We start from the raw sequence: 15,688 nt of genomic DNA, 5'->3' as shown, positions 1-15,688 counted from the left end.
AAAGAAAGGCTGGCGATGCACATGACACTCGATAAACGGGGAAGCCTGCAAAAAGCACTCGCGTTCACGATTGCAAGCATGATCGTGTCCATCAGTATGTTGGCGGGAACGACAAGTGCTCAGGATGTCATTGAACGTCCCCCGCTCAAGCCGATTTCTGGGCCAAAAGCCAATCAGGTCGCGTTTGTCATCGATGACTTTGGCAACAACATGGAGGGAACAGAAGAGATCCTGGCTTTGCCCGTGCCTTTGACGGTGGCTGTCATGCCCTTTCTGCCGAGCACCAAGCGGGACGCGGAGCTTGCCCATGAAAAGGGGCATGATGTGTTTGTCCATTTGCCCATGGAGCCGATGAAAGGAAAGGCGTCCTGGATGGGGCCCGGGGGGATTACCACGAAAATGAGCAACGAGGAGATTCGCAAGCGTGTGGAAAATGCGATTGACGACGTTCCTCATGCAATCGGCATGAATAATCACATGGGCTCCAAGGCGACCGCAGACGAGCGCGTGATGCGAATTGTCCTGCAGGTTTGCAAGGAACGCGGCCTCATTTACCTGGACAGCAAAACCACGGCACGCAGCGTGGCGCAAAAGATCGCAAAGGAGCTGGGCGTTCCTTATCTGGAAAACGGAATATTTCTGGATGACGTCTACACCTTGTCGCACATCACCCGGCAGATGGAGCGGCTGTGCAAACGGATCGACAGCAAAGCCGGACCTGTGCATATTGCGATCGGCCACGTAGGGCCTCCGGGAAAAAAGACGGCCTCCGTCCTGTCCGAGTACATACCGCGGATACAGAAGGAGGCGTCGTTTGTAACGATTTCCATGTTAATTTCGAACGGGATGCCATAAACGTTCCCACCAGGTGCGCTTTTGCTCTCCCATTGATGCACGGCTGCCATCTCCGGCGAGCTCGCCCGTCAGGAGTAGGTATTCGCCAACAGCGTCGCTGATCACCCGGGCCAGCTTTTCCTGCTGCTCGGGATTGGTCAGCATGGTGCGGTCAGCGTAATTGCTAATGAACCCCATCTCCACAATGACAGTCGGACAATAGTCGTGGCGAAGCAGATAGTACGTCCTTCCCTTTACGGGTCGGCTGTTTGTCTTCGCCATCTGATTCATCGCATCCTGAAGCAGGGAGGCGAGCCAGTAGCTTTGTTCATTTTGCTGGTAAATGACCACCGGTCCCCGTCTTCTGCCGTCGGAAGACCAATTGACATGCAGACTGATCATCAGCTGTGGCCTGATCTCTTTGGCCAACTGTCGTCGTTGGGCCAAATCGCGGATATGTCTGGAGGGATTGTTCAACCATTGATTTTCATCGCTCAAGGCAACGTCCCGATCCCGATTGAGGACTGCTCTGTACCCCTGTTCGGTCAAAATCCGATATAAGCGTTTGCCCACCTCCAGATTAATCTCTTTTTCGAAAATCGTGCCGTGAGATGTTCCCGAATCCACACCTCCGTGCCCCACATCGATCAAGACCTGGACATTGGTTAGCGGCACTGCGGCAGCGGGCTCCGGCAGCAAAAGAAGGAAAGCGCTCAGCATCAAAAACAGCCATCGTTTTCTCATAGTGTTAGAATTGCCTCTCACCCGGCCATTCTATCCTTGATCTGGCATCGTACAACGATTGTGAATTTTCCGCAAGGCAGGTACAATAAGATTCATGCGAGCGATTATGACAAGAGGTGCTTCCCATGAACAAGCCGTTAGACAAGCCTTTATTTCCTCCGTATTTGGCCTTATTTTTCGGAGTTTTAGCGATATCGACATCTGCCATTTTCGTCAAGCTGTCTGACGCGCCTTCGCCGATCATTGCGACCTACCGACTCGTTTTCTCGGTCGTCTTGACCCTTCCGCTGCTGTTCTGGAATCGGGGAGCCATAGCGGAAATTGTGCGAATGCCGCGAAAGCAGTGGTTGCTTTGCGCACTGTCCGGCGCATTTTTGGCCAGCCATTTTTTGCTCTGGTTCGAATCGCTCAACTATACATCCGTAGCCAGCTCGACTGTCCTGGTAACCTTGCAGCCGCTGTTCGCCTTTATCGGCGGGTACTTCTTCTTTGGGGAAAAGCTGCGCCCGCTCGCGCTGACAGGCGGCCTGCTCGCCATCGCCGGCAGCTTCGTCATCGGCTGGGGCGACTTTCGCGTCGGGGGCATGGCCCTGTGGGGAGACATCCTCGCTTTGGCCGGAGCCGCTACTGTTACCGGCTACTGGCTGATCGCCCAGTATATTCGCCAATACCTTTCTTCCTTCAGCTATACATTGGTCGTCTACTCGATCACGAGCGTCATCCTGGTGGCGTACGATCTGGCATTCGGGTATTCGCTCACGGGCTATTCTGCAGCGAATTGGGGGTGGTTCTTCTGCCTGGCGCTGTTCCCTACCTTGCTTGGCCACTCGATCCTGAACTGGATCATCAAGTGGCTGAACACGACGACGATCTCCATGGGCATTCTCGGCGAGCCGATCGGAACTGCCATTCTCGCTTATTTTATCCTCGGAGAGGTCGTCACCATGCCGCAGTATGTCGGCGGTCTGATCATTCTGGCCGGTATCTACCTGTTTATCCGCAACAATCAAACATCCAAAGGAGTGGAATCCGGTGAACCAACTGCCTCCCCGCCGAAAAAGCTTGCGTGAGTACGTCAAAGGGTTAAGCGTCTGGGCCAAGATCGGCTGGACGATCTTTCTCGGCTACATCGTCGGCCGTATCGTGTACTGGATCATCAAGGTGTTTTCCTGATCGCTTGACCGCTGCCTACTTTTGTTCGTAAGCTTCATGCCTGGCCGTTATTTCAGCCCCGATTTCCACGATGCCATACGTATAGAGCGGCTGTTTTCGCTTGTCTGTCGGAGAACCGGGGTTGAACAGCAGGATGCCGTTCCTCTCTTCCCATAGCGGAATGTGGGAGTGGCCGAAAATAATCAGATCGACCGTTTGACCGGAGAATGTATCGACGGCCCTTTGCGGGGTCGTCTTTCCTTTTCCGTCCCCGTGGACGACGCCGATCCGCTTTCCTTTTGCTTCCACGATTTCTACCCGGTTCAGCCGGGCTTTGACTTGATCATCGTCTGTATTGCCCCATACTCCGACGACGTGGGCGATCTCGCTTAGCTCCTCGTAAACCTGGAGGGTATTCCAGTCGCCGGCATGGATAATGAGCTCCACTCCGCGCAGTCCTTCGATTAGCGGCTTTGGGAGCGTGTGTCCCCGTCTGGGGAGGTGAGTATCTGATACGACACCGATTTTCATCTGCTTTCTCCTCCACTGCCACTCAACTGGCAGCGTTCAGTAAGACTATTCTTCTTTCTAGCCCCAGGATTTCCATTCCATACATGAAAAAAGAAGGCACAAAAGTCCAGTAAATGGAGCTTCCGTGCCATCGGCTTTTCACTAGATTCCATTGATCAAATCCGTGTTTCTTCTTTTTATAAAACCTTCACTGTCCAACCGAACTTGTCCTCAACCTCGCCGTACTGAATGCCTGTCAGCGTGTCGTACAGCTTCATCGTCAGCTCGCCGACTTCCTGACCGTTGATGAACATTTGATGCTGGTTCCAGTTCAATTCTCCGATCGGGGAAATAACAGCGGCGGTACCGGTTCCGAATGCTTCTTCCAGTTCGCCGTTGGCGTGTGCCTGCTGCAGCTCCTCCATGGAGATGCGCTTTTCATGAACGGGAAGTCCCCAATCCCGGAGCAGCTGGAGTACGGAATTTCTCGTTACGCCGTCGAGAATGCTGCCGTTTAATGCGGGCGTCCAGATTTCCCCTTTGACTTTGAAGAAGACGTTCATCGCGCCGACTTCTTCAATGTACTTGCCTTCGACGCCGTCCAGCCACAGTACTTGCTCGTAGCCCAGAACCTTGGCTTCAGACTGCGCCTTCAAGCTGGCCGCGTAGTTGCCTGCTGTTTTGGCGTTCCCGGTCCCGCCTCTGACAGCCCGCACGTACTTGCTTTCTACGTGGATTTTAACAGGCTTCATGCCTCCAGCGTAGTAAGCCCCTACCGGCGAGAGGATGATGACGAGCTTGTAGGAATGAGAAGGACGGACACCCAAATACGGCTCTGTGGCAATCATGAACGGACGGATGTATAGAGAAGTGCCCGGCGCGGACGGAATCCAGTCCTGGTCAATCTTGATCAGTTCCCGCAATGCCTCCAGGACGAAAGCTTCATCGATCTGCGGCATGTCGATGCGCTCGTTGGACACATTCATTCTGTGCATGTTTTTGTCCGGACGGAACAGAAGGATGTTGTTTTCCCGGGTCCGATACGCTTTTAACCCTTCGAAAACGGACTGGCCGTAGTGAAACACCATGGCTGCCGGATCAAGCGTGAGCGGTGCATACGGCACGATACGCGGATCATGCCAGCCTTTCCCTTCGCTATAGTCCATTACAAACATGTGATCGGTGAAAATCTGGCCAAAGCCCAGCTTGTTGAAATCGGGCTTTTCCTTTTTTTCAGTGGCTAATGAAACCTCAAGCTGTAGGGCCATAGGTCATGCATCTCCCTTTTTATGAAGTACAAGTCAAAATCTTTTATCATGATAATTAAAACACAATTTTCTGCTTTCGGCACCTTTCTTTCCACAAGGCAAACCTTGGGAAGCACAGGCGACAGGAAAATGCCCTAACCCTATTTCCGGCCACAGCAAGGGGTAGTACCAGCGTAGCCTATACAAATCTTTCATTAATGATGTAATCCTGCTCTTCGTTTGTACGCGAAGATTTCCTCGACGGCTCGACGATACCCACCCGCAGCTCGGAACGAATCGCCAATTTCTGCACATACCTTTCGCATGGACGCATCCTTAAACACCCGTTCCGCCGCCTCTCTGAGATCTCCTGCGGTTAAGCCTTCTGGATTTAGGTGGATGCCTGCCCCGAGTTCAGCTACCCTTCGAGCCAAATAAGGCTGGTCAGCACTTTGTGGAAGGACAATCAGCGGCACACCGTAATAAAGGCCTTCACTCGTGCTGTTCATGCCGCCATGCGTGACAAACAATTTGGCGCGCTGCAGTATTTCGAGCTGCGGCACGTAGCTCTGAACAATAAAATTTGCCGGAATGTCTCCCAAATCCAATAGATCGGTTTGTCTGCCAACAGACAGGATCACGGTGTACTTCGTTTCGGCGAAGGCCGCAAAACAAAGTTTGTAAAAATCCACGGCTCGATTGATTACGGTGCCAAGTGAAATATAAATCAGGTGTTCTGTATTTATCGGGGAGAAGTCAAATTGATCGTGTGGGCGGGGCACGATAGACGGTCCAACAAAGTTGTATGTCTCGTCGAATTGTTCTTTATCCGGTTGAAAAAGCTTCGACGTATAAATGATAGTCATTGGCGCGGGATTGCAGAAAATCTCATAGGCAGAACCAACTTGCACATTGTATTTCGCTTGCACATGACTCCGCAGCTCTTGATACTCCTGTTGCGAACGTCTAATATCGTTCTCTGGAAATTTGCGTGAAAGGCTATCTTGCAGACGGTCAAAGCTATCTTGCTGCATTGCAAAACTGCTACATGAGCTGATTGCCGGCAGGTCGAGTATTTGTGCAAGCAAACGCCCACAGCCGAACATCGAGTCATGAATGAGGTAATCAAAATGGTCTCCTTTTGTTTGAGTAAGGAGACTGGGAATGACGATGTCGGCGGTGCGCAATAGCCCGCCCACTCGGGCCCAAGGATTTCGTCCCCCGGCAAGGAACGCTTCTACAAATTTGTTTCCATCGAACGTGATCACCTCTGCGCCCGTTGGCTCTACGCGATCACGATATTGTTCCGCTGTAAAGTAAACCACTTCTTCGCCTCGACGGATAAGTTCTTGAACAACGCCGAGGGTTGGATTGATATGTCCTTCCGAACCTCCGTTGATGAACAAAACGCGTGCCATAGTCATCACCTTTCATCATGAAGTACACAGCTCCAGGCGCAAACCATTTGCGTCGTCGCCACCACTATACATTCACTAACGCTCAATCCCCTCCATACGAAGGTTATTGATTAATTGTAGAACCCACTCTTCGTCAAAACGGAGTTTGTCCAACCTATGCCGGAACCAGATCAAATTGTAGTGTCGTTCCGCATCGGGCATCATTTCGTCTTTGCTCACATTCTCCACCCGTTCTTCTTCATGGCGGATCTCAAACCGCAGGTAATCCTTGTACTGGTGCAAAATCAAGAACTGCAGTTCTCTGCTGATCATGTCAAAATTTGAAAACTTGGTATAAAAATGCAGCTCATAATCCGGCGAGTATGGAATCGGTTCTTCCATTAGCTGAAAAAAGCGGCGTCTGCCATCCTCCGTTATTCTGTACATTTTTTTCTTCTTTCCTCTTCCCTGCCGGGCACCTTCCTGCTGTTCATCGGGGACCTGCTCGATCAGCCCATCTGCAACCAGGCTATGAATAAGCGGATACAGCACCCCCCAGCTGATTTTTCGCGTAGGTCCGATAATCCCGTTCAAAATCGTGTGCAGCAAATACCCATGCATCGGAGATCCCGTCAATTCGCCTAGTATGAACAATTCGGTCAAGCTTATGGCCTCCTTAATCGATTGATCTGCCTCCATTATATCTAAAAGATATAATATCACAATATATTTTTTTGTTATAAAAGACGCCCAAGAGGTGCAGAAGAACAAAAAAAGAGGCGTCCCCAAAACGAAAAAACGCTTTGAGAACAACCTCTCGCTTCTTGAAATATGCCAGCCATTACGCTGCCGCTTTTTGCTTTTCTTCCGCGGCGCCTTGTTTCTTCGGCTTTTTGTGCAGGAAGTAAATCAGCGGAATCGAGCAGAAAATGGGGATGGATGAAATCAGCATCGCGTCGGCAATGCCGCGCACGGTTGCTTCCTTTATGATCATCCCCATCAGCACGGAGCTGGCTCCGCCTTGCGCTGTTGCCGCATCCACGCCCGCCTGGGTAAACATGCCGGTCAAGCCTCTGATAAAGTCAGCAGCTGCCGTAGATGTGATGGTAATGCTTTCGGAAATCGTCGCAGAGTGGAAGTTCGTCCGAGTCGTCATGACCATCGTCAAGAGCGCGATCCCGAACGAGCTCATCACCTGCCGGATCACGTTGGACAAGGACGAGGCTTTCCCTACGATCATCCGGGGGACGGCGTTCATCCCTACGGTCGACAGTGTCATCATGCACAATCCGATTCCCAGACCGCGAATCGTCAGGATCGTATTGAGCCAGTGGTGCGGCGTATCCGCCTCCAGATTGTGCAGCTCAAATGTCGTGATCCCCATGACTGTCAAACCTACCAGGGCAATCGGACCGATTCCGTATTTGTCAAACAGCTTCCCGCTGATCGGCATCATGATGGCCATCGCGATTGATTGGGGCATGAGCAGCAAGCCTGAATCCATCGCCGACATGCCCTGAATGTTTTGCAGGAAGATCGGCATCATGAAGATCCCGCCCATCATCCCCATCATGACGAAGCTTGAAGTGATCACGCTGAGCGTAAACACCGGTATTTTAAACAGACTCAGATCAAGCAGTGGCTGCTCCTTGCCAAGCTCCACCCATACGAACAGAGCCAGACTGGAAAAAGCGATGAAAAACAGGCTGACAATGAAGAAGGAGCTCCATCCTTCCGACTGGCCTTTGCTGAGCGCCAGAAGCAGGGTCCCAAAAGCGATGATCGACAGAATCGCTCCCGGGTAATCAAACTTCAGATCAGGCTTCTTCTCCGTTTCCTTCAACAGGGCGCTGCTCATGATAATCGCGAAAATGCCCACAGGGACGCTGACCAGGAACAGAAAATGCCAGTTGAGGTATTGGATCAAATATCCGCCGAGCGTCGGCCCTACAGCAGGGGCCACCATCGAAGCGATCCCGAACAAACCGAGCGCCATCCCGATTTTTTCCCGGGGGACGATCATGTAAATCATCGACATCCCGATCGGCATGATCAACCCCCCGCTCAGACCTTGAATGATGCGGAAGGCGATCATACTCGTGTCGCTCCAGGCCATCGCGCACAAGACGGAGGATGCCGTAAACGCGATCAGCGAGATCAGGAAGACCCGTTTGTATCCGAATTTGTCGCCGAGGGAACCGCTCATGGGAATGACAACGGCGTTGGCAAGCATGTATCCCGTCAATACCCATTGGATCGTATCAGTGGTTGAACCGAATACGTTTACCAGCGTTGGCAAGGCGACGTTGATCAGACTGTTGTTCAAGATAGCAACGAAAGTCCCCATGAGGATGGCCAGAAGTGTAATCCACATTCCGCCACTCCCGCCGTCCTTTTGCTGTGTCGCTGCTTCCGCCATTTTTATCACCTCCGCTAGTTGACGATTACTTTGCTGCCTTCGGCCAATGAATCAGTCGGTGTCAGCACCAGACGGTCGTTTTGGTTCACACCTTGCGTGACACTCGTCCATTCGCCCGATGTTTCTCCTACAGAGACTTCCACCTGATGAACGACATCCTGGTCTACTTTGAAAACGTAATGTTTATTGTCTTTCGTTACGATAGAAGAAGCGGGCACTTTCCAAGAGTTGGATGCTTCTGCCTGATTCGGCAGGTACACCTCGGCAAGCATGCCGGCGCGCAGCTCGCCGTCTTTATTGTCTACCGTTACTTTGATTGGGAAAGAGCTGCTGTTGGCGTCAGAGATCGGGCTGACGAACTCTACGGTTCCCTTCAGCACCTTTCCGCCAAGACTGTTAACCTTCACATCGACCGGGGCGCCTACCTTGATCTGGTTGATCTGCTCTTGCGGAACGCTCGCTTCCACTTTTACCCGGTCCATGTTGACCAGTACGAGGAGCGGCGCGCCCGGCTGTGCCATTTCACCCGGATCGATGTTTTTCTTGGCGACGATACCGGAAATCGGCGATTGGATCATCGTGTTTTGATAAGTGTTTTTCGCAAGCTCCAGGCTGGATTGCAGGCGGCTCACCTCAGCCTGCAGGGCTGCTATTGTATTGGAGGTAGGTCCCTCCTTGGCCAAATCGTATTGGGCCTGTGCCTGGTCGAGGGCTGTCCTTGCCTTTTCCAGATCGAGTGTAGTCTTTTCGTACTCGGCTTGGGAAATCGCGCCCGAGTCAAACAACGCCTTCATCCGGTTGGCTGTATTTTCAGCCACCTGCAGCGTAGCTTTTGCCTGCTCCACACCGCTTGCCAGGCGTTGCAGCTCTTGTGTCCGCGCTCCTGCCTGGGTGTCATGCAGCCGCGCTTGTGCGCTCGCGATCGCGGCTTCGGCTTGCTTCATTTGCTCCAGGTAATCTGTCGCCTCCAGCGTTACGAGGATGTCGCCTTTTTTTACGACAGAGCCTTCCTTTACATTGACCTGTGCTACTTTTCCGGACAGCTTGGAAACGACTTGAATTTCATCAGCTGCTGCTATTTTACCGTTGGAGATCGCACTGGTTCCGGCCATGTCCGCTTTCCATACCTTTACAACCGGAGCGCTTTCTGATGGTCCGGCTGAAGACGGCTCACTGCATCCAGCCGCAATCAGCGAAACGGCTGCCAATACGGTACCCAGCGTCTTCCATTGTCTCGCTTTATTCATGTTTTTACATCTCCTTCACGTGCACTTTGATTTCTGCGTTCAGTCCGGCGGCCAGATGAAGCCCAGCGGTATCGTCGATCGCGATTTTGATCGGAATGCGCTGGGTGACTTTGGTAAAGTTGCCGCTTGTGCTAACAGCAGGCATCAACGAAAAAGTGGAGTTTGTCGCTTGGCCGATCTCGATCAAGTGTCCAAGCAGCTTGGTTTTCGGATAGGCATCCAGCACAATGTCCACTTTTTGTCCCAGTTTCAGCCGGTTGAGCTCTGTTTCCTCCACATTGGCAGAAACGTACAGCTTGGATTCGTCAACGACCATGGCGATGGATTGACCCGGGGAAACAACCTCCCCTTCCTTTGCCAGCGTTTTGATCACCGTACCTGTAATGGGTGCGCGAAGAAGAGCATTTTCCAGAAGATTGGTCGTCAGATTGGTCGTATCCTGTTGCCCTACGATTTGATCGGCAACGACCGTATCGCCATCCGCAATGGAAAGCTTCTGGAGCTTTCCGGCAATACGCGGCATAACGCGGTAAATGTCTCCGCTGATTCGTGCGTCTTCGGTAGTAACGTAATGACTGCCTTGATACCAGTAGTAATAGCCGATGCCTCCTCCCGCTGCCACCACCAGGAGCAAGATGACATACAAAATGATTTTTCGCTTCATGGTTTCTCCTCAGCTTTCTTTCTCTAGTTTGGTGATCAGAGTCTCCAAGGCGCGAACGATTTGCCCCAGCTCTGCATCAGAAAAGTCGCTAAACAGTGTACTGTAGTACGCTTCAGAAAAGATCGGCAGTTTTTCGAATTGCTCCCTCACTTTATCCGTCGAGCGAATCCAGACAACGCGGCGATCTTTTTCATCTCTTAGACGTTCTACCAGCTGCTCTCTCTCCAACCGATCAATGATGCCTGAAACCGTACTGTAAGACAGATCGACAGCCTTGCTGATCTGGCCGATGGTGAGCATTTCATCTTTAAGATGCCGCAAAACCATCAACTGCGGATAGGTCAATCCGACTTTCTCCAATTCTCTGGCAGCAATCATGTTGATCGTCTTGTTCAGGCGTTTTAAAAGGTCGCGGATGACCACTGGCTTGTTCATGGCTTCCCCCTTCTGATCAATTTATTTCGCACACGAAATTTTATCACACGAAATACTATACGTGTTTTCGTTTATGATTACAACCTTTTTTTGAATTGCATTTGAATAAAACTGTCTTCTGTTGAACATTTTTTTCTTTAAAAACGAGGAAGACAGCCCCCTGGAGCAGGTGCTGTCTTAAACTGGAAGCTGCGAACTGACAACTGTTGTACCCTTATGCGAAACAGGACCGGCTGGCTCTTCTTCCGGAAGCTGAAACTGTACGCTTGGCACATTTCTCGGTTCGTATTCAATCTCCGGGAATGAGTGAATCGTCACCATCATGCTTCCATTCGCGGAATAAGCACAGATCAGGATCGGATATGCGTATTTGTTCTGGAAGACGAAATCGGGGCCATACCAGCTTACGGTAGCATCCCTGCCTGGAGGAACATACGGCACGTTGCGGCTGTGCGAATACCTTTTCACGATATGTAGGCCAGCTTTGTCAACTGCATTGAACAGAGTCGAAGAAACCTGGCAAATCCCGCCGCCAATCCCCTCCGACAGTTCTCCTCTGACGATAATCGGCGCTTCGAGATAGCCTCTGCTTTTCGTTCGCTTGCCCACCACTTTATTGAAAGAAAACGTTTCTCCCGGCAGAACGACATAGTTGTTAATCGCTTTCGTAGCCAGCTGTATGTTATGAGAGCGATTGTGGTTTCGCGGATTAAAATACGTCGTGTATTGACCGATCCTGCGCTTGCGCACCTGCTCCAGCAAAGCGCGGTCCACACGCGGAAGCACATCGCGCACGACAGGGGTGATCTGGGCCGGGCCGTTTCCGTAAAAGTAGGCATACACCTGGCCCCAAAAGGCCTTTTCATCCAGAGCTTGTCCTCTCTGTTCAGCGATAATCTGCCCTCGCTCATTGATAGCGGCATCTACCGGTGCCCGATAGACTTGAGCCGCAACACTTTTTCGCACCTCATCCAGCCTCGCCTCGTCTATCAAAGGGACGCCCGAAAGCGGCAATGTGTAATCGGCGCGATCCAGATAGGCAATCGGGGTTCCCTGCCAGACGATCCGGAGGAAATCGGTTGCGTCCAAGGGATGCACAAGAAGCATCAGTGCCATGACAAAAGAAAAACCCATCCGGCTGCTCACCTCCTTGGCATAGTATGAGCAGTCAAACGGGTTTCATGCGAATGGTCCGTTCTCCAGTCGGCCTCTCTGGCCGACTAGCTGTCAGTTTCAAGCAGGCTATCTGTCAGACCCCAGTTGGCTGGAGATCGCTGCCTCAAGCTCTGCGAGTTTTCTTTCGTCTGTCGCTTCCTGATAGATCAGAGACAAGCGGATCCGGCATTCCTCTGCCGCCTTCAAGCAGGCAGTGCCTCTTTTCGTCGCCTCCTTGTAACGCTTCTGGAAGGTGGCGATTTGACTTTGATACCGCTCATCCGTCCCTGGCTGGATTGCCCTCTCGTACATGTCGATGACCTCGTCGGCATCCCGCTCCGGAAAGTATTCATGCGGGGCTGTACTGTCAAAGATGGCGAGACCCCGTTCCGGCAGGACCACCATATCCAGGCTGTTCGGGTCCAGGCCGCAGTGGTATACCTCCGCATCAAATCCCCGTCTCTGCGCTTCTGCGACCAGGCGCTTCAAGATCGTGGATTTGCCCGATCCCGGCCTTCCTTTTATCAAATACCGCTTCGATACTTCCGCTGTCAGGTTGGGGACGAAATCCTTCGGACCCGCAGAAGTGGCTGCTCCCAAATACATCCGTCGGACTCGGGCTCTCTTCGCCGCTGTATCCTCACCGAAAAACAGGCGGATCACTTCGTCGCCCACCTGATTCGCCTTTTCCCGGTCGAGGTGGGCGATAAAGATACCCTCCCATTCATCGTGAATCCGCAGCGCTTCCGCAAACGCTTGGTGCGCCTCCAGCGTGCTTGCCTCGATCCGCTCGAGCAAAGTAACGATTTCTTCGCGATGAGACGCAAGCTTTTGTTTATCCACAGCATCTTGCAAATTGACATAGGTCTCGATCAAGCCGGGTCCCTCGGGCTTGAACTGGCGCGGGTATCCGCCGTCAACTACTGCTGCACTCCACTCCGGTATCACTACGCCATCAAAGGCTCCATTCACAAAAGGAGAGTGAATCCATTCGACCCGCTGGCCAAGTCGAATCGCCTGTTCTCCGATTTTTTCGATTAACCTGCTGGCGAGTCCCTCTGCATCGCCAGTAAGAACAATGCGCCGATCGATCCCGGTCAGTATCGCGTTCAAAAAAGACCGATACCCTCTCGCTGTATTTCCGCCTGCATAAATATGACGCTCGTTGACGCTCATGGCAATCCCTCCTGTAGAACTAAAAGCAAAATCAGCTTCCCGATATCGTATGCAGCAGCCGCCCATTAGGCGATTGTACCAATACGGACGTGCCGGCGTTCAGTAACAGCTTGCAGGCAAGCAAAAAGGCCGCTCTGCGATGCAGTCAGCGGCCTTCTTCCTGAGTCTTCTATTCTAATTGTTCAGATCGGTCATTTTTCCGGTGCTCATGTAAATAATCCACTCGCAAATGTTGGTCACATGATCCGCGATCCGTTCCAGATACTGTGCCACCAGCAACAGATGCGTGCCCTGCGAGATCGACTGTCCGTTCTTGGTCATCACGTCGATGAGATCCCGGAAAATCGTCGAAAACAATTTGTCGACAATGTCGTCGCGGGCCGCAATCTCTTCTGCCGCCTGCTTGTCAATCCCGATATAGGCATTCAGGCTGTCCCGCACCATCGCCTTGACATGATCCGCCATCAACGGAATATCGATCAGCGGCTTCACATACGGCTCGGCCATCAACCTCCGCGTAGTCTTCGCAATCGAGACCGCGTGATCGCCCATCCGCTCCAAATCGGTCACCAGCTTGAGCATCGTCCCCAGCCGCCGGAGGTCTCCGCCGACCGGCTGTTGCAAAGCGATCATCTGAAAGCAGCCGACCTCGATCTCGTGCTCCAGCTCGTTGATCAGGTGGTCGCTGGCGATGACTTGCTCGGCCAGTTGAACGTCACGCTCGACCAGGCTTTTGATCGATTTATGAATAGCTTCCTCTACTAGCGTCCCCATCGACATCAGCTTGCGATGCAAGCCGTCAAGCTGTTCTTCGAAAGCATGTCGCGTCATACCCTGTTTCCCCCTCATTTGTCTGTCACGACCATGGTACAAGGGGAATGTATACCGGGAGTAAAGGGAGTGTTATCTTTGTGTAAATGTTTCAAAAGCTCTCTACCATTCAATCGGCAGTGTCACTGTAAAGGTGCTGCCCTTTCCTTCCACGCTCTTCACCGTGATTTGCCCGTGGAGGCTTTCTACCAGATGCTTGACGATGGCAAGGCCCAATCCCGTGCCGCCCGAGTCGCGGCTGCGCGCTTTATCGACCCGATAAAACCTTTCAAAGATCCGCGGCAAATCCTGTTCCGGGATGCCGATGCCCGTGTCTGTCACCTGGATTTGCACGTGCCTGCTGTCCTGACGAAGCTCAAGCGTAATAGCCCCGCCCTCCGGCGTGTAGACGACAGCGTTGGTCACGAGATTTAAAATAATCTGTTGCAGACAGTCCTTGTCGGTCGTGAGCGTGATTCGCGGCTCTGCTTTGGGCAATGTGATCGAGATTTGCTTGCGCTGCGCCTGGTCTTGCAGGAGCGCAACGGTCGAGCTGATCAGGTCCTGAACATTGACCTGCACCAAATTCAAGGAAATTCGCTTCTGCTCGATTTTGGAGAGGTCGAGAATGTCCCGGATCATCCGATACAGTCTCTCGCTCTCATCAGAGATGATCTGCAGGAAATTGCGGCACGTCTCTTCGTCCTGCATCGCTCCGTCCAGCAGTGTTTCCGTAAAGCCCTTGATGGATGTGATCGGCGTCCGCAGCTCATGCGAGACGTTCGCCACGAAATCGCTCCGCATCTTTTCCAGACGGCGTACCTCGGTAAAGTCGTGCAGGACGACAACGACTCCTTTGGCTTCCCCTTTAAAGTTGATGTAGGGAGCAAAATTGACCTCAAGGATGCGCTCCTGCGGATAGTAAATATGCACTTCCTGCCGGAACTTTTCTCCGCGGTCCAGACAGCGGTCGATATACTGGCTTAGTCCGAAGCTTTTCCCCGCTTCGATGTGGAGCTTCCCGATCAAGTCGTTGGCCGAGGTTCCCAACAGCCGCTCTACCGCCGGGTTCACCAGCATAATCCGGCGCTGTTCCGAAATAAAAATGACACCGCTTGTCATATTGGTCAGCACACCCGAGAGTCTCTGCTGATTTTCCGAGATTTCGTACATCTGCTGCTCAAGGCTGGACGCCATGAAATTGATCGCGGTTGCCAACTGCCCGATCTCATCTTTTGCCTTGATCCTGACGCGGCTCTCGTACTCGCGCTGCGTGATGTTTCTCGCTACCCGCGTAATTTCTTCGATCGGCCTCGTGATGTTGTAAGAAATGCGGGAAACGACGATCGAGCCGAGCACCAGGGTAACGAGCAATCCCGTCACCAGGCTGTACCACAGATTGTGTACCGTGTCGGTAATATCCTGCATCGACATCGCCGAGCGGACCGCACCGATAATTTGATCTTCGACAACGATCGGAACCGCGACATACATCATTTCGTAGCCCAGCGTCTCGCTGTAATGTCTGTCTATGCCCGTCTCCCCGCGAAGCGCGGCCGAAAACTCGGGACGGTCGGCGTGGTTCTCCATTCGCTCCTGTTCATACGTATTGTCAAACAGCACGCGGCCTGTACGGTCTATCAAGGTAAGCCGCACCTCTTCTCCCGGAGCCACCTGTTCCACCCTCTTGGCCAGTGTAATTTCGTCACTGAGCACTTCCGGGCGGACCGCCTGCGCTACCAGCTTGGATTCGCGGGTCAGAAGCTCGCTCAACGTCTCCAGGTAGGAACGCTCCAAAACCTTGGCAAAATACATGCCCATCAATAATAAGACAAGAGAAATCAGTCCGAGAATCGTGAGGGTGAGTTTGATCCGAAATCGCGTCAAGGAATCAGTCC

At 52.4% G+C, this 15,688-nt stretch carries 16 protein-coding genes; 3 read left to right on the top strand and 13 right to left on the bottom strand.

Translation table 11 applies throughout. The features are described 5' to 3' along the window. The first annotated feature begins 15 nt into the window (after nucleotides 1–15). Complete coding sequence (locus NST37_RS06975; protein ID WP_003387969.1) at nucleotides 16–855, top strand: divergent polysaccharide deacetylase family protein; 840 nt, start codon at nucleotides 16–18, stop codon at nucleotides 853–855. Here the strand turns inward: NST37_RS06975 and NST37_RS06970 are convergent. Beyond that, on the bottom strand, nucleotides 832–1,578 hold the full coding sequence (locus NST37_RS06970; protein WP_003387970.1) for an N-acetylmuramoyl-L-alanine amidase: 747 nt from the start codon (nucleotides 1,576–1,578) through the stop codon (nucleotides 832–834). The two genes, NST37_RS06975 and NST37_RS06970, sit on opposite strands and share 24 nt — an antisense overlap. A gap of 125 nt (nucleotides 1,579–1,703) precedes the next feature. Here NST37_RS06970 and NST37_RS06965 point away from each other — a divergent pair, with 125 nt between their 5' ends. Further along, on the top strand, nucleotides 1,704–2,648 hold the full coding sequence (locus tag NST37_RS06965; RefSeq protein ID WP_003387971.1) for a DMT family transporter: 945 nt from the start codon (nucleotides 1,704–1,706) through the stop codon (nucleotides 2,646–2,648). Beyond that, the gene (locus tag NST37_RS06960; RefSeq protein ID WP_155807931.1) at nucleotides 2,611–2,751 is read left to right on the top strand and encodes a hypothetical protein; all 141 of its coding nucleotides are present in this window, start codon (nucleotides 2,611–2,613) and stop codon (nucleotides 2,749–2,751) included. The genes NST37_RS06965 and NST37_RS06960 overlap by 38 nt, the downstream gene beginning before the upstream one ends. 15 nt (nucleotides 2,752–2,766) lie before the next feature. Here the strand turns inward: NST37_RS06960 and NST37_RS06955 are convergent, their stop codons facing one another. From NST37_RS06955 to NST37_RS06900, 12 genes are all read right to left on the bottom strand, one after another. After that, on the bottom strand, nucleotides 2,767–3,261 hold the full coding sequence (locus NST37_RS06955; RefSeq protein WP_031932243.1) for a metallophosphoesterase family protein: 495 nt from the start codon (nucleotides 3,259–3,261) through the stop codon (nucleotides 2,767–2,769). Nucleotides 3,262–3,437: 176 nt separating this feature from the next. Next, nucleotides 3,438–4,508 (bottom strand): branched-chain amino acid aminotransferase, encoded by a 1,071-nt coding sequence (locus NST37_RS06950; protein ID WP_003387973.1) that lies wholly within the window; start codon nucleotides 4,506–4,508, stop codon nucleotides 3,438–3,440. 194 nt (nucleotides 4,509–4,702) lie between these two features. Then, nucleotides 4,703–5,905: a macrolide family glycosyltransferase gene (locus NST37_RS06945; RefSeq protein WP_003387974.1), complete on the bottom strand. Its 1,203-nt coding sequence runs from the start codon at nucleotides 5,903–5,905 to the stop codon at nucleotides 4,703–4,705. A 75-nt stretch (nucleotides 5,906–5,980) separates the two neighbouring features. Beyond that, nucleotides 5,981–6,547, bottom strand: coding sequence for a PadR family transcriptional regulator (locus NST37_RS06940; RefSeq protein WP_031932240.1), 567 nt, complete (start codon nucleotides 6,545–6,547; stop codon nucleotides 5,981–5,983). 178 nt (nucleotides 6,548–6,725) lie between these two features. Further along, a complete protein-coding gene (locus NST37_RS06935; RefSeq protein ID WP_003387976.1) occupies nucleotides 6,726–8,303 on the bottom strand; it encodes a DHA2 family efflux MFS transporter permease subunit in 1,578 nt (525 codons plus the stop codon). 14 nt (nucleotides 8,304–8,317) lie between these two features. After that, the gene (locus NST37_RS06930) at nucleotides 8,318–9,550 is read right to left on the bottom strand and encodes an efflux RND transporter periplasmic adaptor subunit (protein ID WP_024983179.1); all 1,233 of its coding nucleotides are present in this window, start codon (nucleotides 9,548–9,550) and stop codon (nucleotides 8,318–8,320) included. A gap of 4 nt (nucleotides 9,551–9,554) precedes the next feature. Then, on the bottom strand, nucleotides 9,555–10,214 hold the full coding sequence (locus tag NST37_RS06925; RefSeq protein ID WP_024983178.1) for an efflux RND transporter periplasmic adaptor subunit: 660 nt from the start codon (nucleotides 10,212–10,214) through the stop codon (nucleotides 9,555–9,557). A 9-nt stretch (nucleotides 10,215–10,223) separates the two neighbouring features. Beyond that, entirely contained in the window at nucleotides 10,224–10,649 is a 426-nt protein-coding gene (locus tag NST37_RS06920; RefSeq protein ID WP_003387981.1) for a MarR family transcriptional regulator, read from the bottom strand. Nucleotides 10,650–10,826: 177 nt separating this feature from the next. Then, on the bottom strand, nucleotides 10,827–11,783 hold the full coding sequence (locus NST37_RS06915) for a VanW family protein (protein ID WP_339186477.1): 957 nt from the start codon (nucleotides 11,781–11,783) through the stop codon (nucleotides 10,827–10,829). Between the two features lie 108 nt (nucleotides 11,784–11,891). Next, nucleotides 11,892–12,980, bottom strand: a complete 1,089-nt coding sequence (locus tag NST37_RS06910; protein WP_227277843.1) for a hypothetical protein — start codon at nucleotides 12,978–12,980, stop codon at nucleotides 11,892–11,894. Between the two features lie 174 nt (nucleotides 12,981–13,154). Next, nucleotides 13,155–13,811 (bottom strand): phosphate signaling complex protein PhoU, encoded by a 657-nt coding sequence (phoU, locus tag NST37_RS06905; protein WP_003387985.1) that lies wholly within the window; start codon nucleotides 13,809–13,811, stop codon nucleotides 13,155–13,157. Between the two features lie 102 nt (nucleotides 13,812–13,913). After that, nucleotides 13,914–15,677 (bottom strand): ATP-binding protein, encoded by a 1,764-nt coding sequence (locus NST37_RS06900; protein ID WP_024983175.1) that lies wholly within the window; start codon nucleotides 15,675–15,677, stop codon nucleotides 13,914–13,916. Nucleotides 15,678–15,688 lie beyond the last annotated feature (11 nt).

Source organism: Brevibacillus sp. FSL K6-6036 (genome assembly GCF_037964015.1).
GTDB lineage: Bacteria > Bacillota > Bacilli > Brevibacillales > Brevibacillaceae > Brevibacillus > Brevibacillus borstelensis.
Note: the sequence above shows the minus strand (reverse complement) of the source record. Positions and strands in the feature narration are given on the sequence as shown.